The 23,531-nt window shown below is 59.1% G+C and carries 21 protein-coding genes and 6 pseudogenes; 23 read left to right on the forward strand and 4 right to left on the reverse strand.

Annotation, left to right across the window (positions count from 1 at the left end; translation table 11 throughout):
- The first annotated feature begins 198 nt into the window (after positions 1 to 198).
- The 9 genes from ACFQI8_RS12560 to ACFQI8_RS12600 all read left to right on the forward strand — a co-directional run bounded on the left by ACFQI8_RS12560 (position 199) and on the right by ACFQI8_RS12600 (position 8,997).
- Positions 199 to 1,296, forward strand: coding sequence for an ABC transporter ATP-binding protein (locus tag ACFQI8_RS12560; protein WP_390245259.1), 1,098 nt, complete (start codon positions 199 to 201; stop codon positions 1,294 to 1,296).
- A 1-nt stretch (position 1,297) separates the two neighbouring features.
- Positions 1,298 to 2,098 carry a creatininase family protein gene (locus tag ACFQI8_RS12565; RefSeq protein WP_390245261.1) on the forward strand — a complete coding sequence of 267 codons (801 nt, stop codon included), beginning with the start codon at positions 1,298 to 1,300 and terminating at the stop codon, positions 2,096 to 2,098.
- A 154-nt stretch (positions 2,099 to 2,252) separates the two neighbouring features.
- A complete protein-coding gene (locus ACFQI8_RS12570) occupies positions 2,253 to 3,524 on the forward strand; it encodes an ABC transporter substrate-binding protein (RefSeq protein ID WP_390245334.1) in 1,272 nt (423 codons plus the stop codon).
- 9 nt (positions 3,525 to 3,533) lie between these two features.
- Entirely contained in the window at positions 3,534 to 4,472 is a 939-nt protein-coding gene (locus tag ACFQI8_RS12575; protein WP_390245263.1) for a carbohydrate ABC transporter permease, read from the forward strand.
- A complete protein-coding gene (locus ACFQI8_RS12580; RefSeq protein ID WP_390245265.1) occupies positions 4,469 to 5,314 on the forward strand; it encodes a carbohydrate ABC transporter permease in 846 nt (281 codons plus the stop codon). The genes ACFQI8_RS12575 and ACFQI8_RS12580 overlap by 4 nt, the downstream gene beginning before the upstream one ends.
- Positions 5,315 to 5,359: 45 nt before the next feature.
- Positions 5,360 to 6,508: a hypothetical protein gene (locus ACFQI8_RS12585; RefSeq protein WP_390245267.1), complete on the forward strand. Its 1,149-nt coding sequence runs from the start codon at positions 5,360 to 5,362 to the stop codon at positions 6,506 to 6,508.
- Between the two features lie 41 nt (positions 6,509 to 6,549).
- Entirely contained in the window at positions 6,550 to 7,716 is a 1,167-nt protein-coding gene (locus ACFQI8_RS12590) for a mandelate racemase/muconate lactonizing enzyme family protein (RefSeq protein WP_390245269.1), read from the forward strand.
- Positions 7,717 to 7,767: 51 nt separating this feature from the next.
- Positions 7,768 to 8,610 carry an SDR family NAD(P)-dependent oxidoreductase gene (locus ACFQI8_RS12595; RefSeq protein ID WP_390245272.1) on the forward strand — a complete coding sequence of 281 codons (843 nt, stop codon included), beginning with the start codon at positions 7,768 to 7,770 and terminating at the stop codon, positions 8,608 to 8,610.
- A 12-nt stretch (positions 8,611 to 8,622) separates the two neighbouring features.
- Positions 8,623 to 8,997: a Rid family detoxifying hydrolase gene (locus ACFQI8_RS12600; RefSeq protein WP_390245274.1), complete on the forward strand. Its 375-nt coding sequence runs from the start codon at positions 8,623 to 8,625 to the stop codon at positions 8,995 to 8,997.
- A 199-nt stretch (positions 8,998 to 9,196) separates the two neighbouring features.
- Here ACFQI8_RS12600 and ACFQI8_RS12605 read toward each other — a convergent pair whose 3' ends face one another.
- Entirely contained in the window at positions 9,197 to 9,844 is a 648-nt protein-coding gene (locus tag ACFQI8_RS12605; protein WP_390245276.1) for a bifunctional 4-hydroxy-2-oxoglutarate aldolase/2-dehydro-3-deoxy-phosphogluconate aldolase, read from the reverse strand.
- 137 nt (positions 9,845 to 9,981) lie between these two features.
- Here ACFQI8_RS12605 and kdgK1 point away from each other — a divergent pair, with 137 nt between their 5' ends.
- Both kdgK1 and ACFQI8_RS12615 read left to right on the forward strand, forming a co-directional pair.
- Positions 9,982 to 10,938 carry a bifunctional 2-dehydro-3-deoxygluconokinase/2-dehydro-3-deoxygalactonokinase gene (gene kdgK1 / locus ACFQI8_RS12610; RefSeq protein WP_390245278.1) on the forward strand — a complete coding sequence of 319 codons (957 nt, stop codon included), beginning with the start codon at positions 9,982 to 9,984 and terminating at the stop codon, positions 10,936 to 10,938.
- A gap of 351 nt (positions 10,939 to 11,289) precedes the next feature.
- Positions 11,290 to 11,691, forward strand: coding sequence for a hypothetical protein (locus tag ACFQI8_RS12615; RefSeq protein ID WP_390245280.1), 402 nt, complete (start codon positions 11,290 to 11,292; stop codon positions 11,689 to 11,691).
- 251 nt (positions 11,692 to 11,942) lie between these two features.
- Here ACFQI8_RS12615 and ACFQI8_RS12620 read toward each other — a convergent pair whose 3' ends face one another.
- Entirely contained in the window at positions 11,943 to 12,584 is a 642-nt protein-coding gene (locus tag ACFQI8_RS12620; RefSeq protein ID WP_390245282.1) for a helix-turn-helix domain-containing protein, read from the reverse strand.
- A gap of 195 nt (positions 12,585 to 12,779) precedes the next feature.
- On the opposite strand from ACFQI8_RS12620, the gene ACFQI8_RS12625 reads away from it, so the two are divergent.
- The 6 genes and pseudogenes from ACFQI8_RS12625 (at position 12,780) to ACFQI8_RS12650 (ending at position 16,388) form a co-directional block, all read left to right on the forward strand.
- Positions 12,780 to 13,433, forward strand: coding sequence for an HXXEE domain-containing protein (locus ACFQI8_RS12625; protein WP_390245284.1), 654 nt, complete (start codon positions 12,780 to 12,782; stop codon positions 13,431 to 13,433).
- The gene (locus tag ACFQI8_RS12630) at positions 13,430 to 13,900 is read left to right on the forward strand and encodes a hypothetical protein (protein WP_390245286.1); all 471 of its coding nucleotides are present in this window, start codon (positions 13,430 to 13,432) and stop codon (positions 13,898 to 13,900) included. Before ACFQI8_RS12625 ends, ACFQI8_RS12630 begins: the two co-directional genes overlap by 4 nt.
- Before the next feature lie 215 nt (positions 13,901 to 14,115).
- Positions 14,116 to 14,505: pseudogene (locus ACFQI8_RS12635) on the forward strand (SWIM zinc finger family protein); the annotation flags it as partial.
- Positions 14,504 to 14,822, forward strand: a pseudogene (locus ACFQI8_RS12640) (biosurfactant protein 1); the annotation flags it as partial. The pseudogenes ACFQI8_RS12635 and ACFQI8_RS12640, both read left to right, overlap by 2 nt.
- Positions 14,823 to 14,987: 165 nt before the next feature.
- Positions 14,988 to 15,293: pseudogene (locus ACFQI8_RS12645) on the forward strand (DUF6735 family protein); the annotation flags it as partial.
- Between the two features lie 445 nt (positions 15,294 to 15,738).
- Positions 15,739 to 16,388, forward strand: a pseudogene (locus tag ACFQI8_RS12650) (IS6 family transposase).
- A gap of 334 nt (positions 16,389 to 16,722) precedes the next feature.
- On the opposite strand, the gene ACFQI8_RS12655 reads toward ACFQI8_RS12650, so the two are convergent.
- Positions 16,723 to 17,895, reverse strand: a complete 1,173-nt coding sequence (locus ACFQI8_RS12655) for an FAD-dependent monooxygenase (RefSeq protein ID WP_390245288.1) — start codon at positions 17,893 to 17,895, stop codon at positions 16,723 to 16,725.
- A gap of 223 nt (positions 17,896 to 18,118) precedes the next feature.
- On the opposite strand from ACFQI8_RS12655, the gene ACFQI8_RS12660 reads away from it, so the two are divergent.
- The gene (locus ACFQI8_RS12660; RefSeq protein ID WP_390245290.1) at positions 18,119 to 18,796 is read left to right on the forward strand and encodes a helix-turn-helix domain-containing protein; all 678 of its coding nucleotides are present in this window, start codon (positions 18,119 to 18,121) and stop codon (positions 18,794 to 18,796) included.
- Between the two features lie 323 nt (positions 18,797 to 19,119).
- Here ACFQI8_RS12660 and ACFQI8_RS12665 read toward each other — a convergent pair whose 3' ends face one another.
- Positions 19,120 to 19,647: a hypothetical protein gene (locus ACFQI8_RS12665; protein WP_390245292.1), complete on the reverse strand. Its 528-nt coding sequence runs from the start codon at positions 19,645 to 19,647 to the stop codon at positions 19,120 to 19,122.
- Positions 19,648 to 19,867: 220 nt separating this feature from the next.
- On the opposite strand from ACFQI8_RS12665, the pseudogene ACFQI8_RS12670 reads away from it, so the two are divergent.
- From ACFQI8_RS12670 to ACFQI8_RS12690, 5 genes and pseudogenes are all read left to right on the forward strand, one after another.
- Positions 19,868 to 20,128: pseudogene (locus ACFQI8_RS12670) on the forward strand (DUF7995 family protein); the annotation flags it as partial.
- 3 nt (positions 20,129 to 20,131) lie between these two features.
- A pseudogene (locus ACFQI8_RS12675) lies at positions 20,132 to 20,361 on the forward strand (hypothetical protein).
- Positions 20,362 to 20,497: 136 nt separating this feature from the next.
- Entirely contained in the window at positions 20,498 to 21,010 is a 513-nt protein-coding gene (locus tag ACFQI8_RS12680) for a metal-dependent hydrolase (protein ID WP_390245294.1), read from the forward strand.
- Between the two features lie 478 nt (positions 21,011 to 21,488).
- Entirely contained in the window at positions 21,489 to 23,255 is a 1,767-nt protein-coding gene (locus ACFQI8_RS12685; protein ID WP_390245296.1) for a glycoside hydrolase family 16 protein, read from the forward strand.
- 100 nt (positions 23,256 to 23,355) lie between these two features.
- Positions 23,356 to 23,526: a hypothetical protein gene (locus tag ACFQI8_RS12690; protein WP_390245298.1), complete on the forward strand. Its 171-nt coding sequence runs from the start codon at positions 23,356 to 23,358 to the stop codon at positions 23,524 to 23,526.
- Positions 23,527 to 23,531 lie beyond the last annotated feature (5 nt).

The following is a 23,531-nucleotide window of genomic DNA, read 5'->3' on the forward strand; positions in this document are numbered from 1 at the left end:
CGGGGAACCGCCGCCGAGTCCCTCGGTTAGACGTGAGGGGAAGCGAGAACCGATGACCGGATAGACGCTTCACCCGACGACTGGGGTGTTGAGAAGACCGTAGCGGCGCCGAATACGATTCAACACGGTTGGGAGCGCGTCGTTCGCTCTCATTACCAACATTTATTATGCAGGATTGAGGAGTAGTCCTCAGCCGACATGAGCCAGGTAAGACTATCGAACGTGAGTAAGGAGTACGACGCGGACATCCTCGCCGTCGAGGGGTTGGACCTCACCGTAGACGACGGGGAGTTCGTCGTCGTCGTCGGGCCGTCCGGTTGCGGGAAGTCGACAACGCTCAGGATGGTGGCGGGGCTCGAGACCGTCACCGGAGGTGAGATCGCCATCGGCGAGCACGTCGTCAACGACGTGCGGCCGCAGGACCGGAACATCGCGATGGTGTTCCAGTCGTACGCGCTGTACCCCCACATGACCGTCCGCGAGAACATGTCCTTCGGACTGCGCCTCGCCGGGGAAGACGACGACGAGGTCCGGAACCGCGTCGAGGACGCCGCCGAGATGCTGGAGATTTCGGAGCTGTTAGACGACCTCCCGAAACAGCTCTCGGGCGGTCAGCAACAGCGGGTCGCACTCGGAAGAGCCATCGTGCGCGACCCCGACGTGTTCTTGATGGACGAGCCGCTTTCGAACCTGGACGCCAAGCTCCGGACGCAGATGCGGACGGAGATCCAGCGGATTCAGGAGGACCTCGGCGTCACGACGGTGTACGTCACTCACGACCAGACAGAGGCGATGACGATGGCCGACCGTATCGCCATCCTCAACGACGGCAAACTCCAACAGGTCGACCCCCCGGAGCGGTGCTACGACGAGCCCAACAACGAGTTCGTCGCCGGGTTCATCGGGTCGCCCTCGATGAACTTCTTCGAGGTGACCGCAACGGACGACGACGGCGGCGTTCACTTCGAATCCTCGAGCTTCGAGTTCACGCTGGGTGTCGATATTCCCGCTGGTGAATACACGCTGGGCGTCCGACCGGAAGACCTCAGGCCGGACGGTGAGAGAGGCTACGTCGAGACGGTCGTCGACGTCGTCGAACCGGTCGGTTCGGACAACTTCCTCTATCTGCAGACGGCCCGCGGCTCGTCCGAGGCCGTCGCGCGGGTCGAAAGTGAGTTCCGACCGACCGTCGGAGACGAGATAACGCTCGGGTTCGACGTGGACGACATGCACCTCTTTGGTAGCGATGGCGCGCGCGTACCGGTGGCCGAGACGCGACTGACGGACTCCGCCTAACATGATGTATGATTCAATCGGACGACGCGAGCACGAGTGGGCAGGAATGACCGCGACCGAGATTCGAGAGGTGGGAGCGAAACCGGGGTCGGTTCTGGTGATTCCGGTAGGAAGCATCGAACAGCACGGTGAACATCTGCCGGTAGTGACCGACTCCCTCCTAGTCGAGGCGATGGTCGATTCGGCGGTCAAGCAGACCGACGGTCTCCCCGTCGTCGTCTCGCCGACTGTGTGGAGCGGGTTCTCACCGCATCATCTCACCTTCGGCGGGACGCTGTCGTTAGACTTCGAAACGATTCGCGCGACGCTCGAGGACATCGCGAACACGGGACTTCAAAACGGCTTCGACGCCGTGTTGTTCGTCAACGGCCACGGCGGCAACGGCCCCCTCATCGGGTCCGTCGTCAGCACGGTCGGCGTCGAGACCGATGCCGAGGTGCTCGGAACGACCTACTTCGAGCTGGCGACTGACCGAATCGAGGCGCTTCGAGACACCGAGACCGGTGGGATGGCTCACGGGGGCGAGTTCGAAACGTCGCTCATGCTTGCGGTCCGGCCCGACCTCGTCGGCGACTCGTCCACCCGGAACGGTGAACCACTAAGCGAGTCGTACCGCTGGGGCGGACAGGACCTCCTCGACGGGGGCTCAGTGAGCGTCTACCGGTCGTTCGACGCGTACTCCGAGACGGGTGCCATCGGGCACCCCGAGGAGGCGAGCGCCGAGAAGGGAGAGCGGATTCGGTCGGTTATCGCCGAGGAACTCGCTTCACTGCTCGATGCGGTTCACGAACAGAACGCGTGAGACACCGACAACCATAATGAAAATAAAATATGGATAAAAACAATTATATATTTGGGGGCAATTGGTAGCGATGATGCGAGAGAATACCACAGAAGAAGCTAGCGGACAGACTCTGGACCGTCGGCGGCTCCTTCAAGCGCTCGGTGCTGGTGGCATGATCGCCGTCGCTGGCTGTACCGGCGGCGGGGACGGAAGCGAAAGCGACTCTAGCGGCGAGGGCAGTGGTGAGAGTGGGGACGACACCCAGAGCGTCCAACTCCTCACGATGGGCGTCGGTGACAACATCAAGCAGTTCTTCGAGGAGAACAACGCCGCCTTCGAGTCGGAGTACGACGTTGACGTCGAGTTCACGAGTGTGACTTGGGACAACGCACGGCAAACCGTGAACAACCGAGTCGACGGCGGGCAAGCCCCGGACGTGAGCCGCTGGCCCGCTCGGTGGATTCCGCAACTCGTCGGGAAGGACGCGCTCGAACCGGTTGACGACCTGATGGACGGCGAGTTCGGCGAGAAGTTCGCCGAGGGGGTCGCCAACGGCACGATGTACAACGGCTCGCACTACGGCGTCCCGTGGGCCGCGTCGAACAAGTGTCTCTACTACAACAAAGACGCGTTCGAGGCCGCCGGTCTCGACCCGGAAAATCCGGCGCTGGACACGTGGGAGGACATGCTCGCGGCGGCGAAGGCCCTCACCGAGAGCGACGAAGTGAGCGTCCCGGCGCTCGGCCTCGCCGGTGCCGACGCCATCGAGACGGGTTCACAGTACTACCATTACCACTGGTCGCACGGCGCCGACCTGGTCGACGACGAGGGGATGCCCGTCGTCAACTCCGACGGCGCCGTCGAGGCGCTTTCGTTCTACACCGACCTCCATCTCGAACACGGCGTGACACAGTCCTCACCGCTCTCGTCGACCCGACAGGACATCCGTCAACTGTTCGAGAACGGTGACCTCGGGATGGTCATCGGGCACGTGTACACGGGGCTCAACATAACTGAGTCACAGGAGAACGGCGAGGTTGACTTCGACTACGGTATCGTCCAAGTCCCGAAGGGGCCCGCGGGCCGGTACAGCCTGTTCACCATCGACACCCTAGGAATCTTCAGCCAGAGCGAACACAAGGACATCGCGCGAGACCTCATTCGTTTCTACTTCGACGAGGAGCGCCGCTTCCAGTACTCGAAACAGAAGGGCTTCCTCCCGGTCGTCGAGGCGGTCGGCGAACGGGAGTACTTCTCCGAATCGAAGAACTGGGGACCGTTCGTCGAGGCCGGACAGTACGCCCGTGCTCGGCCGAAGCTCAGCAATTTCAGCCAGTTCAACGACCGGATGGTCCAAGCGATACAGGAAGCGCTCGCCGGCCAGAAGAGTCCGCAGAAGGCCTTGAATGACGCCCAGAGCGACCTCGAAGACGCGATGAACTAATGCAACGATATGAGCCTCGCTGAAGAACGCACCCGGACAGGCGACGATTCGCGACTGGCACAGTCCGCCGCGCATATCAAGCGGAACCGCCGCGCGTACCTCTTGATAGCGCCCGCTGCGGTGTTTCTCGTCGCCGTCGTCGGGTACCCGATACTGGAGACGTTCCGCCTGTCGCTGTATCGCTCTCCCGCCGATTCGACTATCGAGACGTTCGTCGGGTTGCAACACTACGTCGACATCTTCAACAGCGACATCTTCTACCGTCTCCTCTGGCAAACGGGGCGGTGGGTCGCGGTCGGTGTCGCCGGAAAGACGTTACTCGGTCTGCTCATCGCAGTTCACCTCAAGGGCGACATTCGGGGTCGGAAGTTCTTCCGAACGGCGTTTCTCATCCCGTGGGGAATTCCGTACGCCATCTCTGCGGTCGTCTTCCGGTGGATAGAACATCCACAGTTCGGCTATCTCAACGCCATTCTGCTCAAACTCGGCGTGATAGAGCAGGGTATCGGGATTCTCGGGAGCCCCGACATCGCGTGGTTGGGCGTCGTCGTGGCCGATATCTGGATCGGTACGCCGTTCATGGCTATCATCTTCCTCGCGGGTCTGCAGTCGATTCCGCAGGACCTCTACGAGGCCGCGGCCATCGACGGAGCCGAGCGATGGCACCAGTTCCGATACATCACGCTCCCACAGCTCAAGAGCGTCATCCTGATGGCGACGCTCCTCTCGACGATTTGGACCTTCGTCAGTTTCGACGTTATCTGGACGATGACGGGCGGCGGTCCGATTAGCACGACCGCGACGCTGGTGATACACATCTACCAGGTCGGCCTGCAGAACGGGAATCTCGGGCTCGGTGCCGCCTACAGCGTCATCGGGTTCCTGCTGTTGCTCCTGTTCGCCGTCGTCTATCTCAGGGTCTACACCCGCGGAGGTGAGGAGCTGTGACGATGGCGGGCCACGACGAGGGAGGACTGCGACGAGTCAGAGTCTACGGCATGCTCATCGCCCTACTCGGGATAATGATGTTCCCGTTCTACGTGATGTTCTCCAGTACGTTCAAACCGGAGTCGGAGATATTCTCCGCACCGGCGACGCTCGTCCCGTCCCAGCCGTCGCTTGGGGCGTACGTGGACGTCTGGACGCAGACCGACGTGCTCCTCTGGATTGCCAACAGTTTCGTCATCTCGCTCGGAACCGTCGTCCTGACGCTTCTGCTCGCGATTCCCGCCGCGTACTCCTGCGCGCGGAACGACTTCGTGGGCAAGCGGACGTTCCTGCTCGCCGTCCTCGTCGTCCAGATGTTCGCCCCCGTGGTGCTCATCGTGGGGCTGTTCGACGTCATCAGCCGGCTCGGACTGTTCAACACGTACCTGGCCGTTATCGTCCCCGCGGCGGCGTTCACCCTCCCGTTCAACATCTGGATGCTCTACGGCTATTTCAAGACGGTTCCCGTTGAACTGGAGGAATCCGCCCGCATCGACGGTGCCAGCCAGTTACAGGTACTCACGAAAATTGTTCTTCCGCTGACCAAACCCGCGCTAGTCGCCAGCATCACCTACACGTTCCTGTACGCGTGGAACCGGCTACTGTTCGTGCTGACGTTCCTCACCGACAGCGGGAAGTACAACATTCCGCGCGGCGTCTTCTCGATGGTCGGCGCGCTCCAGACCGACTGGCGGATGATGCTCACCGTCTCGGTCATCGGTATCATCCCACTCCTCGTCCTGTTCGCGTTCCTCGAACAGTACATCGTGGCGGGAATGACTGCCGGCGCGGTCAAGGAGTAACGCCCCCCCCTGTATATTTATTATCGACCCGCGTGACGACCCGCTATGGAGTTCGCTATCTGGGCGTACCCGTGGGACGTGCTCGATTCGGGACCACGAGAGACGGGCGCTCACATCGTCGAACTGGGCGTCGACGAGGTGACCCTCGCGACGAACTATCACGCCGTACAAGCGTTTGCGCCGCACAACCCGGAGCGGCGGACCTTCTTCGCACGCGCGAGTTCATACTTCCGCCCTGACGGCGGCTACGGCCGCCTCGAACCGGTTCCGTACGAGGGGATGACCGGTGATTGGGTCGCTGAAATCGCCGACGGCCTCGAGAACGTCCGGTTGAACTCGTGGACGGTCGGCTGCCACAACTCACGGCTCGGGATGCGCCATCGAGACGTGACGCTGACCTCCGCGCACGGCGACGACCTCGTCTTCGGCCTCTGCCCGTCGAACCCCGACGTGCAGGAGTACCTCATCGGGCTCGTCCGCGACCTGACCGACTCGGCCCACTTCGACCGAATCGAACTCGAGACCTTCGACTACTTCTACGGGACGGGATTCGGTTGGCACCACCAGAAAATTCACGCTCGGCTGGGAACGCTCGGTGAGTTCCTCTTCGGACTGTGCTTCTGCGACCACTGTCGGGCGACCGCGTCGGACGCGGGCGTCGACGTCGAATCAACTCGGGAGACCGTCGCACAGACGCTCGACGAAATCGTCGATGGAACCGTTCCGCACGGTCTCTCACCCGAGCTATGGCTCCGCGAGCACGACGCGGTCGCCGACTACGTCGACGTACGCGAAGAAACGCTGGCGACGCTCTACGCGGACCTGTCGGCGGCGAGCGGGTCGACGCCGCTCGGATACTACGTCGGCGCGCCCGAACCCGGCCGCGAGTGGATGGTCGGAGCCGACCTCGACCGGCTGTCCGAGCACGTCGATTACTTCTGTCTGCCGGCGTACGAGTCCTCTCGAGAGGCGGTGATGGACGCCTATCGAAGCGTCGATGCGGTCACCGATGATGTACCGTTACACGTCGGACTCCTCCCGGGTCACCCGGCGATACACGACGGCGAAACGCTCGTCGACATCGTCGACTCACTACGAGCCGCCGACGTGCCGCGGGTCTCGTTCTACAACTACGGACTGCTGCCCGAGCAGTCGCTGTCGTGGATTCGGGAGGCCACGGACGCGAGTCTGTAACAAACGATACTTTCATACTGTCGCCCCCTACAAGCGTTGGTATGGAGATAACCGACGTGACGGCGGTTACTGTCGACGTCCCGCTAACGAGTATCGACGAACCGCTCGGAATCGCCCCGTACACCACGAATCACGGCGAGCTCGAATCGATGGAGCGCGTGCTCGTCCGTGTCGACACCGACGAGGGAATCGAAGGCTGGGGCGAGATGCGCGTGTTCCTCTCGCCGACGGCGACCGAGTCGCTCATCGAAGACGGTATCGGGCCGATGGTCATCGGTCAGTCGCCGTTCGAAATCGAACGCCTCCGCCGACAGGTGTTCGTCGAGTACACGAACGTCGACATGTTCTTTTCCGCCGTCGAAACGGCCTGTTGGGACATCGTAGGGAAAGCGCTCGACCGACCCGTGTACGAACTGCTCGGTGGCTGGACCGCGCCGACCCAGAGCACACTCCAGCACCGGTCCCACGTGGCCGACGGCACCCGGAGCCCCGGTCCAGTCCCGGTCGCGTTCTGCCTCGGAATCCTGCCGCCCGAGGAGTCTCGCGTGAAAGCCCGAGAGGCACTAGACGCGGGGTTCGACGTGCTCAAGACGAAAGCGGGGAGAGACTGGCGACAGGACGTTACGCGGATCAAGGCGATGCACGACGAGACGGACGGACAACTGGAGTTCCGCCTTGACCCGAACCAGGGTTGGACGCTCGACCAAGCAGTTCGCGTCGGCGCGATGCTCGAAGACGAGGGTATCTACCTGCAGTACCTCGAACAGCCGATTCGGGTGGACTCCCACGTGTCGCTCGCACGGTTGCGACAGCGCCTTCGACAGCCCATCGCCCCGAATGAGGACACTTACGTGCCACACAACATCTCTTCGCTCGTCGAGGCCGGCGCGATGGACGTGGGCGTCATCGACCTCACCCCGGCCGGCGGCATCAGCGGTATCCGTCAACAGGCGGCGATACTCGAAGACGCCGGCGTGCCGTTTACCCACCACTGTGCGTTCGACCTTGGGATTCGAACGGCGGCGATTCTCCACGCCGTAAGCGGGATTCCGGGCTTTTCACTCCCCCCGGACTCGACGTACTACGCGTGGGAAGGCGACGTCATCGCGGAGCCGTTCGAAGTCGAAGACGGCTGTCTCCCCGCACCGCGCGGACCCGGACTCGGCATCTCGGTCGACCGAGACGCCGTCGAAGCGTACCGAATATAATGCAACACCATAGCAAGGTTGAATAGCTCCGACCACATGGATGCGCACGCTATGGTTGAGTTATCACTACGAGACCGTCCGGCAATCGTAACCGGTGCCTCCCGAGGTATCGGTCGCGAAATCGCGGCGCGATTCGCGGAGGCGGGCGGAGACGTCGCCATCTGCTCGCGCTCGTTGGACGACGTGAGACCGGTCGCCGAGGAGCTCACCGCCGCACACGACGGCCGGGTCGTTCCGGTCGAATGCGACGTGACCGACCGCGACGAGGTTCGAAGCCTCGTCGATACCGCGCTCGACGAGTTCGGCGAGGTCAAGGTGCTGGTGAACAACGCGGGCGGCTCGGACGAGTCCGCGAACGTGGCCCACCGCTGCGACGAGGAGACGTTCGAGCGGATGGTCGACCTGAACCTCAAGAGCCAGTTCCTCCTGAGTAAGGAGGTCCTTCCGGCCATGGTCGCCGCCGGCGGAGGCTCGATGGTCCACATGGGCTCGGTCAACGGGCTCTTCGGCATCGGTCTGTCCGGCTACTCGGAGGCGAAAAGCGGTCTCCTCGCGATGTCGCGAAACATCGCGGCCCACTACGGCCAACACGGAGTTCGCTCGAACGTTATCTCCGCAGGCACGATAGAAACTGCGAGCAGGCGCGAGGAGATGGAGAACACAGAGGGCCGAACGGGCGATTCGAACGCGCGCGAAGGCTGGCTCGACCAGTACCCGCTCGGTCGCTTCGGGACGCCGCGCGAGGTCGCGGACACCTCGCTGTTCCTCGCATCGGAGTTGTCCAGTTTCATCACCGGCGAGAACGTTGTCCTCGACGGCGGCCTCACGACGAGTCTCTCGACGTCGTTCATCAATGAAGTGTACGACGCGGACGAAGTACCATCACGACGCTAACCCACATCAGCGATGAAAGAACTAACCACAGCGGACGCACCGGACAGCATCGGACCGTACTCGCAGGGCATCGCCTCGGGCGACAAACTCTACGTCTCTGGACAGGGCCCCGTCGACCCCGAAACGGGCGAAGTCATCGATGGAACGCCGGCGGAACAGACGAAGCGAACCCTCGAGAACGTCGAGGCGATTCTGGAGGCCGGCGGGTCGTCGCTTGCGGACGTGGTGAAAGCCACCGTCTTCCTCAAAGACATGCGCTACTACGACGAGGTGAACGAGGTGTACGGCGAGTACATGTCGGCACCGTATCCGGCACGGAGCGCCGTCGAAGTCGTGAAACTCCCCGTCGACATCGACGTGGAAATCGAGGTCGTCGCCGAGCGGTGACGCACCGAGTCAACGACTCCGAGACTCGGTCCCGACTGTAGGTGAGAGCGGAAGCCGACGGCGCAACACCGCGTCGGGAGTGACGACGCTACCTTCCCCGCGGTCCCGAAACGGTGTGGACCGTTGGGTTCAGCTTTCGTTTCGTGCAGTTCAGAACGCTCGACGGCCCGGCCGTCGCGGCCATCGGAGTCGGCCGACCTCACTCGGTCCGGGCGGCCTCGACAGCCTCTCTGAACGCGCGGGCGTTCGCTTCGATGACGTCGAACTCGCCGCGAGCGATGGCTTCGGTGTCGACGATGGAACTCCCGACGCCGACGGCCGTCGCGCCCGCGTCGAAGAACTCGCCGACGTTGTCCAGTCCGACCCCGCCGGTCGGAACGGTCGGGATGTGGCCGAGGGGGCCGCCGAGCGCCGAGACGAACCCCGGTCCGAGCGTGCCCGCAGGAAAGACCTTCACCATGTCGGCACCGGCTTCGAAGGCGTTGACGGCTTCGGTCGGCGTGGCGATGCCGACGAGCGAGGGCACGCCGTAGCGATTCGCGGTTTCGACGACGCCCTCGTCGAACGACGGCGTGACGATGAACTCCGCGCCGGCGAGAGTCGTCTCCCGCGCCGTTGCCGCGTCGAGAACGGTCCCCGCGCCGACGGTGACCTCGTCGGCCGCGAACGATTCAGACACGTCTCGAATCATGTCGAGGACGCCCTCGGTGTTCGCGGTTATCTCGACCGTCGAAACCCCGCCGCGACGGAGCGCGTCGACTGTCTCGATTGCCGTCTCGGGGTCGGTCCCGCGGATGATTGCGACGAGACCCGACTCTGCGATTCGCTGAGCGGTGGAAGCGACCATACTCGTAGCAGGACGACCCAGTGCTTAACCTTCGGGGTCCGCGACTGGCGCGAGCAAACATCGTCGAGAGCGGAGTCCTTATGCCGCGACTCTGCGACGTTCGAGTATGCAAGACCCGACCCGAGAGAGTGGATACTGTGACGCCTGAACTGGTAACGTTCGGCGAGACGATGGTTCGCCTGTCTCCTCCGAGAGGAGGCCGCTTAGAGACGAGCGACACGGTGCGGTTCAGCACCGCCGGGGCGGAGTCGAACGTCGCCATCGCGGCCAGCAGGCTCGGAGCCGACGCCGCGTGGCTGTCGAAACTCCCCGACTCAGCGCTCGGCCGCCGGGTCGCGACCGACGTGCGTCGACACGGCGTCGAACCCGCAGTCGTCTGGAGCGACGACCACCGGCAGGGAACGTACTACCTCGAACACGGCGGCGAACCGCGTGGCACGTCGGTCATCTACGACCGGGCGGACGCCGCGGTGACGACTGCGACGCCCAGCGAACTCCCGACGCATCTCCTCGAAGACGTCACCTACTACTACACGAGCGGTATCACGCCCGCGCTGTCCGACCAGTTGGAAGCGACGACGCGCTCTCTTCTCGACGCCGCGCGGAGCGCGGGAGCGACCACCGCGTTCGACCTGAACTATCGGTCGAAGCTGTGGAGTCCCGAAGCGGCACGCGAGACGCTCGAACCGCTCTTCCCGCTCGTCGACGTGCTCGTCGTCGCGGCGCGCGACGCCCGAACCGTCCTCGGACGCGACGGCGACGCGGCCGCGATTGCGGCGTCACTCGAAGCGGAATTCGGCTTCGAGACGGTGCTCGTCACTCGCGGCGACGAGGGCGCACTCGCCCGCACCGACGGCGAGACGTACGAGCAGGGTGCGTTCGAAACCGAGACAGTCGACCCGATAGGTACGGGCGACGCCTTCGTCGGCGGCTATCTCGCCTCACGGATTCGCGGTGAACCCGTCCCCGACGCGCTCGAAACGGGTGCTGCGACGGCGGCCCTCAAGCGAACGCTAGACGGTGACTTAGCCGTCATCACTCCCGCCGAGGTCGAGCGCGTCTGCGAGCAGTCCGGGGGTAGCATCAGCCGGTAACCACGGTTCACCGACTGAGCGGCCGATACGAGAGACACGAGGGTGGCTGTCGGACGTGCTCGGGTTTTCATGGTTGACCGCGCTCACGACCCGCCTGAGGCGACGTCGAAGCAGGTCGCAGCCGAGAGAGCCACTCCCAAAACCGATGGCAAATAGCCTTGATTCCATATTGTAATAGACTCGAGACAAAACTGTTCCTTGACGTAAATATATAGTTGTTGACAACCTCGAACGGCGTTCGTCCGTTGAACGATTGGTGCGATTGTTGGACGTTATCCTTGCGTAGTCTTGTGAATTACTTGCAAAATTTTTCACGGCTACCACCCCACGAGTTGTGGACGCGTCGGCTCGATGGCGTTCGTTTCAGCCTCGGTACTCGCGTTGTCCGTTTTTGATCCGAACCCGTTCAGGCAGTTCCTCGCGCTCGTTGCGGTGTTCGTTTTCTATTTTGTCTTCTCGGGGTACCGCGTCCTCTCGCGCAAGCGGGTGACAGATAGGCCTGCTTTCGTCGACTGGGCAGCGACAGTGCTACTCGTTGGCGCTGGTGTCGGACTGAGTGGGTTTGGGGTAACTCAGCTCTTGTCTGGGTCGGGGTTCGGGACGGTCATGTTCGTGTTCAGCGGTATCGCCCTCGGGTTTGGTAGCAACGGCATCCAGCAGTTTAGGCAGGGGGTGTCTGACCCTCGTGCGTGGTTCTACGGTCATCTTTCGCGGATGGCAGGCGGGTATATCGCGACAGTGACCGCCTTTTAGTCAGTCAATTTCACGTTCCTGCCGTCGGTGGTCAGTTGGCTATGGCCAACCGTCATTGGGACGCCGCTCATCTTTCTGCTCGTGCACCAGTATCGGACTCAGTTTGATACCCGGACCGCCAGTACCTGAGCGAGGTTTTGCCGGGAGTTCTCTCTGACGTATGCATAGACAGCAAGAGACCCTAATTAGTTCCTCGAGCTTGTACGTTCCTTGAGTGGCTGACTTGGTCAGTGGAACATTCTATAATAAAATCATCTGACAAGTGTAGAGAATACACGGTGTTCGATTTTCCGAAGGTGCTCGCTCACAGTCGTGGTTGCGACACCGATCTGAGTAGCGATCTTCTCGTGGGTCGTTCCTCTTGGAGTCTTGTAGTATCCCTCCTCAACTGCAACAGTGAGTACCTCCATCTGCCGCTCAGTCAGTAACGATATCATATCACTCTCTTTTGGCTTGCGCTCTCCCTTTCTGAGGAGGGTTAGTTCAATATCTGACGGAATTTCCGAGATTACACGATGAAGCGTTTGTTCTTCTCCACTGACTGTGATCCTGAGTCCCCTATCAGTATGTGTTATGGGTGTCTCGAACACGATTCCATGCGCCCGGGCAAGAGAGAAAAATTTACGAATCGGCTCGATTGGGCGACCGTGGATATACACGAGTCCATCTTCGCTCTCTGGCACATCACAGGAGATGACCTCTTCGTGGTCCGTGAGATACGTTCTTACTTGAGCGAGGTCGCCTCGAAGATGGTAGAGGAGGACAATCGACCCATCTTCGAGAACGGTAACATAGTGAAGTGACTCACGGATTATCGACGGGTCCGCTGCGAGTAACTGATTCGCCGGGTGGAAGCCGCCTTCGACTGTGATTTCCAGCGTAACCGACTTCATGAGAATAATCTGAGCTCTTGAGATATATAAATAAGCCTTTCCAGGTGAGGCAACGTCGATATGCAAATTCCAGCTAAACGATAATTTGCCTCATGATAAGACAAAGCCTCGTTCGGCACCAGTTGCGCACCGAACCGTGGATGAGAGCAGTGTTCGCTGGCTCTGTAATTACCACTACGAGCGGAGGGGTTTGAGATGGGCGTTCGAATCAACGAGTCCCAGGATTTAACCGCAGCGTTGCGTACTCGAGAAGCAATTCTCCCGGGTGTGATGACACTGGTTTTGGTTGCAACCTTTACCTATCTCTCTCCGGGATTGTCACTGATTGTTACGTTTGTTCCCGCAATTATCCTCGCGTATGTGTGTTATCTATTAACGAGTTTTCAACAAATGCCCGAACCAGGTCGTGTGCTCCCGATCTACTTGGTGGCATTCGGTGTCCAATTCTTACACTTCGCTGAGGAATTTACGACTGGATTTTACACCCGCTGGCCGGTCGAGGTGTTCAACGCGGCGCCGTTTGAACTCTCCACGTTCGTTCAGATCAACATGATCTCGTATGCCGCGTTTGCCCTCGGTGCAATCGCCATCTACCGTGGTATCAAGGGGCCGATGCTCATCGTCTGGTTTTTCACGCTCATGGGAGTCATCGGAAACGGAATTCTGCATCCCCTTTATCCAGTCCTCGCAACCGGTGAGTTCGGCTACTTCCCCGGACTCTATACATCAGTCATCTATCTGGTTCTAGGGCCGCTCCTCTTTTCCCGCCTGTGGGAAGTTCGAAGGGATAGTGGCAGTGGTCATGAGCATGACGCTGAAATTAGTAACAAATCGGGGAGTAACCAATGAGGTACAACAAGTGGGTAACGGCTGGTGTCGCAGGAAGCATCGGTATCTTCTTTGCGAACCTCACCAGTCAGGTTCTGTTCTTTCGGGTGGGGAATGATGTATTATTCCAGTCCGAACAGCAGAGCGACAAACTAATCGCCGTGATGACCCAGATGGAACCGCTGCCAGTGATGGAAACAGATCCAGGGCTATACATGTTCATTTCGTTACTAATCGGTGCGCTTCATGGGGGTGTTTTTGCGTATATACGGGATTCATTACCAGAAAATACGATCAAGAGCGGGTTGGCATATGGTGGAATTCTCTGGGCGTTAATGGCTCTCTACTTCGAGTTTCATGCACCGTTCAATATGTTCGGTGAACCACTCCCGCTTCTGGGACTGGAACTGTTCTTCTGGGTCATTGTAGTTAGTGTAGAGGGAGTAGTTATCAGTACACTCTATGATCGGTTTGGTGGTCCGGTGTGAAATATCGACTTGCAGTTCAATTAAAATTATGACAGTTCGACACCGTTCTACTGGAACAGCAGGTGGGTGTGAGTACTATTCGTTTCAACCAGAAATGGTGAGTTATTGCCAGCACATAGTATCCTGGCTTCTCAGAGTTGGACCGCTCCGCTCCGAAGCGAAAGCGAAATCGGCGTATCGGTTTTCTCGATCGAACTGGAATATCGTCCATACACATGGATGTAACTGAGGACACGGTTCGAGATGTCTGCACGGATGCGGTCTTCGAACGCGGCGAACGATATCTTGCTGAGAGCCGTATCCACGAAATTCACCGCGTCGACACCACCGTCACCGCCGTCGTGAGCGGCAGCCATCAGTACGATGTCCGTGTTGACCTCGCCACCGACGGGTTTGCCCCGTGGTGCGATTGTCCGTACGACGGGACGGGAGCGTGCAAGCACGTCGTCGCCGTGTTGCTTCGGTGTGTTGACGACCCACCTCCAGACGAAGGCGATCAACTCGACGCCGCACTTGATGGCGCCGACGTCGACGAACTCCGCGCATTCCTGCGTGAAGAACTCGCGACCGATGCGGATCTCCGCGGTCGGTTTCTCGCGCGAGTCGCGGCTCTATGACCAGCGTGGGGAACGGCTTGGCTTCCGCGAGGTGTCGCGTCTCGGCGCGGTCCTCGACGATGCCGACGACGCGGTGTGGCTGGTGCCAGCGATGGTGCTGACCGAATCCGTTGGCGAGGCCGAGGCTAATCGCCAGGCGTCGTCGGTACCGACGACTCAGGAACTCGACTGTCAAACCTGTGGATGGGCGACCGACCACTAGTTCAAGACCCATGAATCGGACCCAGGTGAGGCGTGAACGGGACCACCAATCTGGGAAGTGCCGGGTGTGTGGATCGGCTCGCTACGCCCCCAGTCTCGAGTAGCGCCGGTGCTGGGCATCGGTTAACCAACACCCTGCGAGTATCGTCGAGGTTCGTTCCTCCACGCGGACCTCAGTTCCCCTGACCCGATCGACGAGTAGCGTTGTTCGTCCCCCGGGAGAGGTGCGGGGCGATCCAGTCGCGGTCGCCCCGTGAGGTGATTGCTCGATGGGACACCGCGCACTCGTTGCGTACGAACGCACAGACGGACAGTGCACGCTCCACTACAGCCACTGGGGCGCAGCGAACCTGAAGCTCAAACACCGAATCTCGCCTGCGTCGCCGTTCGGTCGCGACGACACCGACTCCACGCGGGCGAAACAGCTACTGGCAGAACTGGCAGATGGCCTCGAGGCAGATTCGGTCGACGGCTACCTCGCCGGCGAGGACCGACCGTCGACGGTCGTCAAGCCAAAGCCCCGCGCCAGCGGGCTCACCCTCGACGAGATCGTCGTCAACCACCTCGACTACCTCTTAGTAATACAGAGACAACTGTGAGTAGATACTTCTGGAGATTACTATAGGCGATTTGCTACGAAGTAGTACGGGTATCATACACCCCTTCACCAGAGCAAAGACTTCTAGACTCGAATCCCAAAGGCCAAACATCGCTCCCCCATACTATCAGTTAATGACCGAATCAAAAGACACGGACACGGGGCCAAAAATATCAGTTGCAGTTGTAGATAACACACACACGAACGAAATCCCTGACAATATTGACTCTGAACTATATACGACAACACGACCAGAGTCATCGCTAGTTGAGTTTGCGGCTGACCCTGACAGTGAGTTGGCAGAGGCACTCAGGCGAAACGGATTCGACGTGTAAACTAATCTACTGTTGGCCGCTGTTTCTATTGGGCACTGTCTAGTTACGCCAGTTTGCGGAACGAGCAGGTCGTTGAGTGAGTTTGGGATGGAGGTCGTAGACTTGCTCAGCGAGTGCTTTTCGACGGGTTTAGAAGAAACGTGGGAGCGTTCGCTGTCCAGCTTCACGCAACCGAATGTTCACTCAGAGAAACAAAACAAATTCTTCGCATTCTCGGTGTTGAATGCTATCTGAAAGATGTTTGGTAATAGGTTCGTCGGATTTATAACATTTACACAACCTGTCTGAGGCGAAGCCGAGGCGTGTTGCGACTGACGGGACCGCTGTCACACTCAATGGCGAGCGGTCTTGGTTGTACACCGCAATAAAAATCGAGACAAAACTGATTCTTGATGTCGAATTGTTTGAACGGTACGCTACTGATCCGGCTGCTGCGTTTCTCCATCGACTCTCGGAGAAACACGATCTCTCAGACGCTGTGTTTCTCGTTGATGGCTACGGATATCAGACCTCACTCTCTCGATTAGGATTGGGCGGTCGGCTCGACTACCCCGAGCGAATCTCATCGAAACGTGTTTCACACTCTCAAAATGCGCGTCGACCGCTTCCATAATTCGTGCGTGGACAGTCATGGAAGCGCCCGCGGGTGGTTCATATTATTTTCGCAATACTATAACTTCCACCGACCGCATCAATCGCTCGATGGGCGACCACTGGTTGAGGGGGTCACTAACTAGACGGTGCCCCCTCTGTCTACCAACCGGATGACCGTCATTATTCGGTTTATTGGCGTCCCAAGGAAGCGCAGAGGCTCCTCGTACACCCAGCGATTACTGGAGCGTCCATCGAAGAGACCAACTGACCCATCCTGGACCGAGCCACCTCTATTTGTTATTCTCCGACCTCCTGGTCAGTAACCCGCCACGGAATCGCGGTCCCGGGAGTGGGGGGATATGAACCGGCGTACGCTGGGATTCGGTGCATACCGATCGAAGTAGCTAAAGTGATCGACACAGCCGACGAACGTACCAAGCGTTGATAGGCCGGGGGCCAGGTATGGGTATCCCATGATTAGATTTCACTGGACAGGAAGTCACGGAAGTAGTTCTCCATCCGCTCTTGAGAGTAGAATTTCACGACCTGGTCCCGTACTGCGGTTAGCAACGAATGGTCGAAGAGAGCGAAGGTCCCGAGTCGACGGGATTTCTCCTGTACCTCGTCTACGCGCTTTCGGCGACGCGCCACATAGTGGTCAAGCGCCTGGTCGAGGCGGGTGGAATCGGTTCGGGCCAGCTCGTCGGTGAGGACAGCCGCGTCCTCCATCGCTAGCGATGCACCGACCCCCGCGGTTGGCAGCGGGGCGTGTCCGGCGTCGCCGATAAGAACGACACGGCTGTTCGTCCACTCGTCCATCCGCAGGTCGTAGAAGTCGTCGTGCCAGATATCCTCTGCATCCTTCGTTTCTAGCTCGTCCAGCACCTCCGGTATGAACTCGCCCATTCCCTCGAAGCTTTTCTGGATGCGTGCCTTCCGTTCATCGAGGGGATCTGGCGTCCCCTCCGGTGCAGTTACGGCGAGGAAGCAGGCGAGTCCGTCGTCAGTCGGGTAGAGTCCGGCGAATCGACCGTCGCCCCAGTGTTCTTTGACGACGCCGCGTTCGACCATCGCCTCGTCGACCCAAAACGCCCAACTCGTCATCCCGGCGTAATTCAACGAAATCTCTCCGAACACCATCTCACGGACTGCCGAATGAATCCCGTCCGCGCCGACAACGACGTCGTACGTGTCTTCGGTTCCATCGCTGAACGACACGTCCACCACGTCGTCATGCTGGTGGAGGTCCGTCACAGTCGTCCCCATCCGGATGGTCTCGTCAGAGACTGTCTCTCGGAGAACATTGATGAGACGTGGTCGCCAGATGAGCTGCGCTTCCCCGTACTCATCAGCGAGCGGACGCAAGTCGTAGCTGTGGAGTTCGTTCCCACTGTCGCTCAGCAGGGTGTACGTGTTCATCGGGTCCGCGTGTGACGCGAACGCCTCGTACGTGCCGAGCCCCTTCAAAATGTTCGACCCGGCCGGCCACAACCCGAGGGCGTAACCCAGACCGCCGTAGCTGTCTGTCTTCTCGACGACGTCGGGTGAGAAGCCGCGCTGTTCGAGCAGGCCGGCGCACGTCAATCCGGCAATCCCACCGCCAACGACGAGGATGTGTAAGTCTGTTCCGTACCGCACGGTGTCCGTCATTGGCTCTCCCCAGCGCAGTAGGGTGGTTGCATAATACTATACCGGTCGAAGAATCGATGGTTGCTGTTTCCCATGGACAGTCTGTTTTTGGAGTGGCGTCATCGTCGCTGTTACGCCGATGCTCCTAGAACTCTTTTTATCGTGGGTTCCGAACAGACTCTATCCGCCTCAGCCAACGGCTGACGAGCGTGGACGGGGAACTGCGGCGAACCGGTGAGACCAGATGAGATATGCAACAGTCATTATATCGTGGGAACGAGGGCAGCTCCATCCGCTCGACGACGCGGTTGCAGCGTCCCCCGACGTCCACATCGAAGCGACGCATTACATCAATCCCGTAGGCGACGGAACACACGTCGAACTGGCCCAGTTCCGTGGAGACATGGGAACGGTTGCCGACGTGTGCGAACAGACACCGGGCGTGTTGGATTACGAAGTTTCTGCAGAGGGTGATGGGTTAGCGTACGTCCACTACGAATCGACGCCATTGATGGAGGCACTGCTCACCGCAGTGTTTGAGCACACTATTGTTCTCAAATGGCCGCTTGAATTCATCACCGACTCTAAAATGCGTGGCCTACGGGCCACGTTCATGGGATCAGAGACCGCACTCATGAACGCTACCAGCGTGATCCCGGAGAGCCTTGATCTGGCACTCGTTCGCACCGGTGAGTACAGCGAAGCGCACGGTAATCCCGTACTCGCACTCACCGAGAAACAGCGAACTCTGTTCGAAACGGCTGTACAGGCCGGATACTACGAGGTCCCGCGAGAGACGACACAAGCTGAACTCGCTGCCGAACTCGGGGTAACGAACGGGACCATCAGCGACCGATTACAGCGACTCGAATCGACGCTTCTCAAATCCCTACTCCCCCGTGCCGCCAATGACGAGCGGTAGCATTAGTAAGTCCTGCGAGCTAAAGCGTCTCTGCTCTTAACTGTTAGCGATCGCCGAATGATTTTCAGACAGTTCTTCTGTGACCTCTCTGAGACATACGGCAGAATATACTGACCAGATAAGCGACCCAAACAGCACGTTCCCCCATTAGCTGTCTCTCATTCACACCTTTCTCGGCTTGTGACTATTGTGCTGCATACACTCTCTTATCGTGGAAGCCCGTCGAAATTCTCGGCATCCCACTGAATACAGGGGGCGCGTCGGTCAGGGAAATAGCGGTGTGTGCCCATCGGTACTCAACCACTCACAAGTGGTTGGAATGGTCAGTAACCACTAAAGCGACGTCGACGCTGGTACGTCCACCCGAACAGCGCTCCGATGAGGATAAGCAAAACACCGACGAGCGGGCTCCACGCAGTAGCGATGGTTCGAGCGGCACCGACAGCAGCCCACAGCGGTGCTGGGTAGAGCTGTAGTGCGTAGTGCAACCCCTGTCCGGTGACGACACTAAGCAGGACTGGAAATAGCAGCACGTACATCGCCGCCAGTATCGGGACGAGTATCGCGATAATGAGGCCCAGCACGCTGCCCGCGAACGCCCCCTGTTCCGGTGTAGACGCTCGAGACATAACCCGTCGCCATACGAAAGTGCCAATCACGAGTCCAGCGACAAATGCGAATTGCGGCGCGTACCCGGCCCAGTACTGCGCATCTGCTGAGAGCTGTAACGGGATGACCATTAGCACGAGCGAGTAGAGGAAAGAGGTGACAAGGGCTGTAGACGCCGTGGCAACCCCTGCACCGACGTCCTGCCACCACCCACTCATCACGTCCCGATGCCACGCGGCCATGTGGCTTTTATCGGGGTATGAGGAGATAAGTTAGTGACATGGGCCGGTGATAGCTACATCCTCTGTTTTGAGCGATTCGGCTCTCTCATGCGAGATATTATGTCGGGATCCGACTTGCACCCTGAGTTCAGCACGGCTTCAACGACTGTGGGTTCAACAGAGTGAAGCGTCATCGACCCCCCTCAAGAGCAACGGTACACGTGAACTCCGTCGTAGTGAGTTGTGTTTGTGTGCGCCGACAATGGTCGCCGGCAGCGCCCGGTGGGGCGACCTGCCGGTTGCAGCACCCATTGGCTCGGAGGTCGGCCAAGAACTGCTTGAGCGCGGATGGCAGGCGACGCCACGCGAGTTCGAGCGAAACCTCGAGCGTGTTCGAGAGGCTGTTGACGAGCTTGACGCGACGGCAGTCATGCGCGATGAGGACCTCGTCAGGCATGCGTGCCACAATCTCGGGGCATACCGCGGGCCGGTGGTGTACCTTTGAATCGTCGTCGACGATGCGGCTGACAGCTATCGCTATCGTGTCGAATACACGCCGCTGTCCGGCGGGGTGGTAACCGACGAATGGACTGTGTTCGGTGGGAGCGTCGGCTACGATGCGTCGGTGTTTCCGACTGACGCCGCTGCACGTGCGTTTGTCGAGCGCGTCCGAACCACTCACATGACGATGTCCTTGCAGGGCTAGCAGTAGACGCTGAGCGGACTACCAAGTAAGCGGGTGTGACAGCGGTCACCTGAACCGCGTGGGTACGATGAGGTCACAAGTCCGTTGTGCTGGGACGGTATTCGTCAACGGCGAGACTGGGTAGCAAGCGCATTACATAGTTCGCTCGTCGATCAATCTACGTTGATGTGGCCTTGGGGACACCTGTTATTCGGTGCTTTCGCGTACTTCGGCTATCGTCGAATACGACAACTGGGAATCTCACGGGTCAGTGTCGGACTGTCGCTCACACTCGGTACGCAGTTCCCGGACTTAGTTGACAAACCGCTCGCATGGTACGTCGGCGTGTTACCAACTGGCCGGTCGCTTGCTCACTCCATCTTCACCTTCTTTCTCGTGGGGATTGTCCTCACTCGGGTCGGGCGAAGGGTGGACCGAGATGAAGCGGTGTTCGCCTTTCTCTTTGGGTACTTCACGCACATCGTCGGTGACATTATCCCGCCATTGCTCGATGGCGAACGCTACTACGCGACGTTTTTCCTCTGGCCTGCACTCCCGGCAGTGGACTACGGGACGGAGCTCACGTTGCTCCCCCGAGTTCAAGCGTTAGACCCCTCGCCAGCGCTCTTCGTCCAACTCGGTCTCCTCACACTCGTCGCGATAGGGTGGTATCTCCGGGCGCGCACTGCACACAACTGACCTGCTCGAACGTCATATCTATGTGTGACGTTGACAATTAACACACAGTACGAACCAATGATGTATCAGATCTTCAGAATAGCTTAACGCGGGGTTAACAAACGTTTTCTACGAAATTATCGTCAGAAAATATGTATTAAGAGACTGTTTTCTCCCGGTGAAAAAAGAATTTCCAACTTGATAACTATAATATCTTGTAACGATCTTGATGTCCCAATAGCCGAGTTCTGTATGTCGATTACATAGATTATTTTGATAAATTAATTATATGAATAACTCAATTATATATGGCTAAAGTATTGATTGAATCTAGCTACTGTTAGAAAATTGAATTTATCTTAATCACTAGCTTAAATTCGAAAAATTATAACGTGGTATTATCCTAGACATAATCTAATTGTTCAATTAACGTGCCAATATTTACAAATTCATTCAAAAAAGACATTTATACTCCTCTGCCTTTCACGAAACTGTACCTATGAGAGACGACGAATGTCCGGATACACCGGACGAAGAAACGAATGCAAGGGCCCTCCACTGCACTCGCCGGAATCTCATGAAACTGTCCGGCGCCGGTGCCTTGACAGCACTGGGCGTCTCTAGCATCGGTGTGGGCTCTGCGGCAGTGACTGAAGGAGGTCCCGCAAACCAAGACGAATGGACCCTGACCTTCGAAGACGACTTCGACGGTGATTCTCTGGACACAGAGCAGTGGTCTATCGGTTGGGGCTGGGGAACCGGAACGACCATGAGTCCGACCGAAGTGGTCGAACGCAACGTCGATGTCCGCGACAGCAACCTCTATTTGAAGGGAACGCACGACGGAGACCAACCGTACGCGGGTGGAGTGAACACAAAGAATAAAGTCACTTTCGGCCCAGGCAGTTACTACGAAGCGAAGATCAAGTTCGCGCGACGCGAGGGGTTCCAGAACGCGTTCTGGTCGAAGCCGAATACCGAGGCGTGGCCGCCTGAGATCGACGTCGTCGAACTGATGCAAGACGGAAGTGGGACGGACGACACCCATCGGTCACGACACCATATTCATTACTCGACCTCGACGGAACCGGGCGACAACTCGACTCACGTCGGCCCTGGCGGCGGTTACACGCCGGGTGACGACCTGACTGAGAACTACCACATCTACGGAGTCGAGTGGCAAGAAGACCGAATCACTCACTACGTCGACGGAGAAGCAGTCTGGGAGTCCACCGATAGTACCGCCATGGAGGCGATGCAGAACGGTGGTGTCCACTACATGATGTTCTCTCTGAACATCGACAATGTCGGCACGCCTGACTACTCAGTGCAGTGGGGCGAAGAAGTCGCAATCGACTGGGTCCGCGTCTGGGACCACTCGGGGACTAGCTCGGACAGTTCAACGACCGACTCGACCACTGATACGACCAGTCAGACCGACACAGAGCATTATCTCTGGGCCCGATCAGGTGACGGCAACCCAGTCACGTTCGCGTTCGAGGCGAGTGGTGGGAACATCGGAATCGAACCGCAGGACACGACCGAGGATTACTGGGTCGCTGAAGACGGTACCGTCGCAGGTGGGACGACCAGTAAGACGTCGTCACTTCCCGGATTCCGGTTTACTGGTGACATCACGGACCTCAGATTCGACGGTGACCTCGATATCTATATCGACAACTCACCGGTCAATACGGCCGACTTAGTCGACGGTTCCGAACCCGGCCCCTACAAGCCGTCTGACCAGAGCCAAACGTCGGACTCGACGCAGACGACGACACTTCCCAACACCATCACCATCGACGGGAGTGGGTACAGTAGTTCGGCCTCCTACACCGTCTCTGTGAGCGGTGCACTCGCCGAGACCGACTCGATTACGAGCGAAGACTCGGTCTCTGGGACGACCGCAAGCGGGGCGGTCGGTGCCGGGTCAGACACGTATCGATTCGAGGGCGATGTGACAGACATCGCGCTCGATGGACCTGCAGACGTCTACGTAAATGAGTCACGCGTCGACCTCCTCGTCATCCGCCGTGGGTCGAACAGCAACGGAACCGTTTGGTACCTTGTTGAAACCGATGGGACCGTCCAGAAGGCAGAGACGTCGTCGGATGTTGCTGACAGCGGCGACGACGTCGGCAACTCGAAGATCCACGGGTCTGTGAAAGACGACGCGGACGCGTATTGGCTGTTCGATGGGAGTATCCTCGACGTATCGACGTACGGCGGCGACGTCGTCGCGACGCTCAACGGCCAAGAGCTCTAATCCGTAGTAGCGCAAGCTACATCCGGATTCGGGGCTGTTGGAAGCACGGAACTGACTTTTTGACGAAGCGGCTTTGTGTCTCTACCCCCACAGTAGTAGCATGCGCTCGGAGACCTACAGCCGTGTGACCGGTGAACGGCACCCGTCGATATCTCTCGGAAACTCTCTCGCCGGTGGTGGCACGACGGCGTTGTCGGTGAAGGTGGTTGTCACGCTACTCGGGGAGTTCGTCACAGTCACTCCGCGTTCGGACCCCCGTGCGAACGGGTGAGAAGA

The sequence above is a fragment of the Haloferax chudinovii genome, assembly GCF_042663345.1.
In the GTDB taxonomy this organism is placed as follows: Archaea; Halobacteriota; Halobacteria; order Halobacteriales; family Haloferacaceae; genus Haloferax; species Haloferax chudinovii.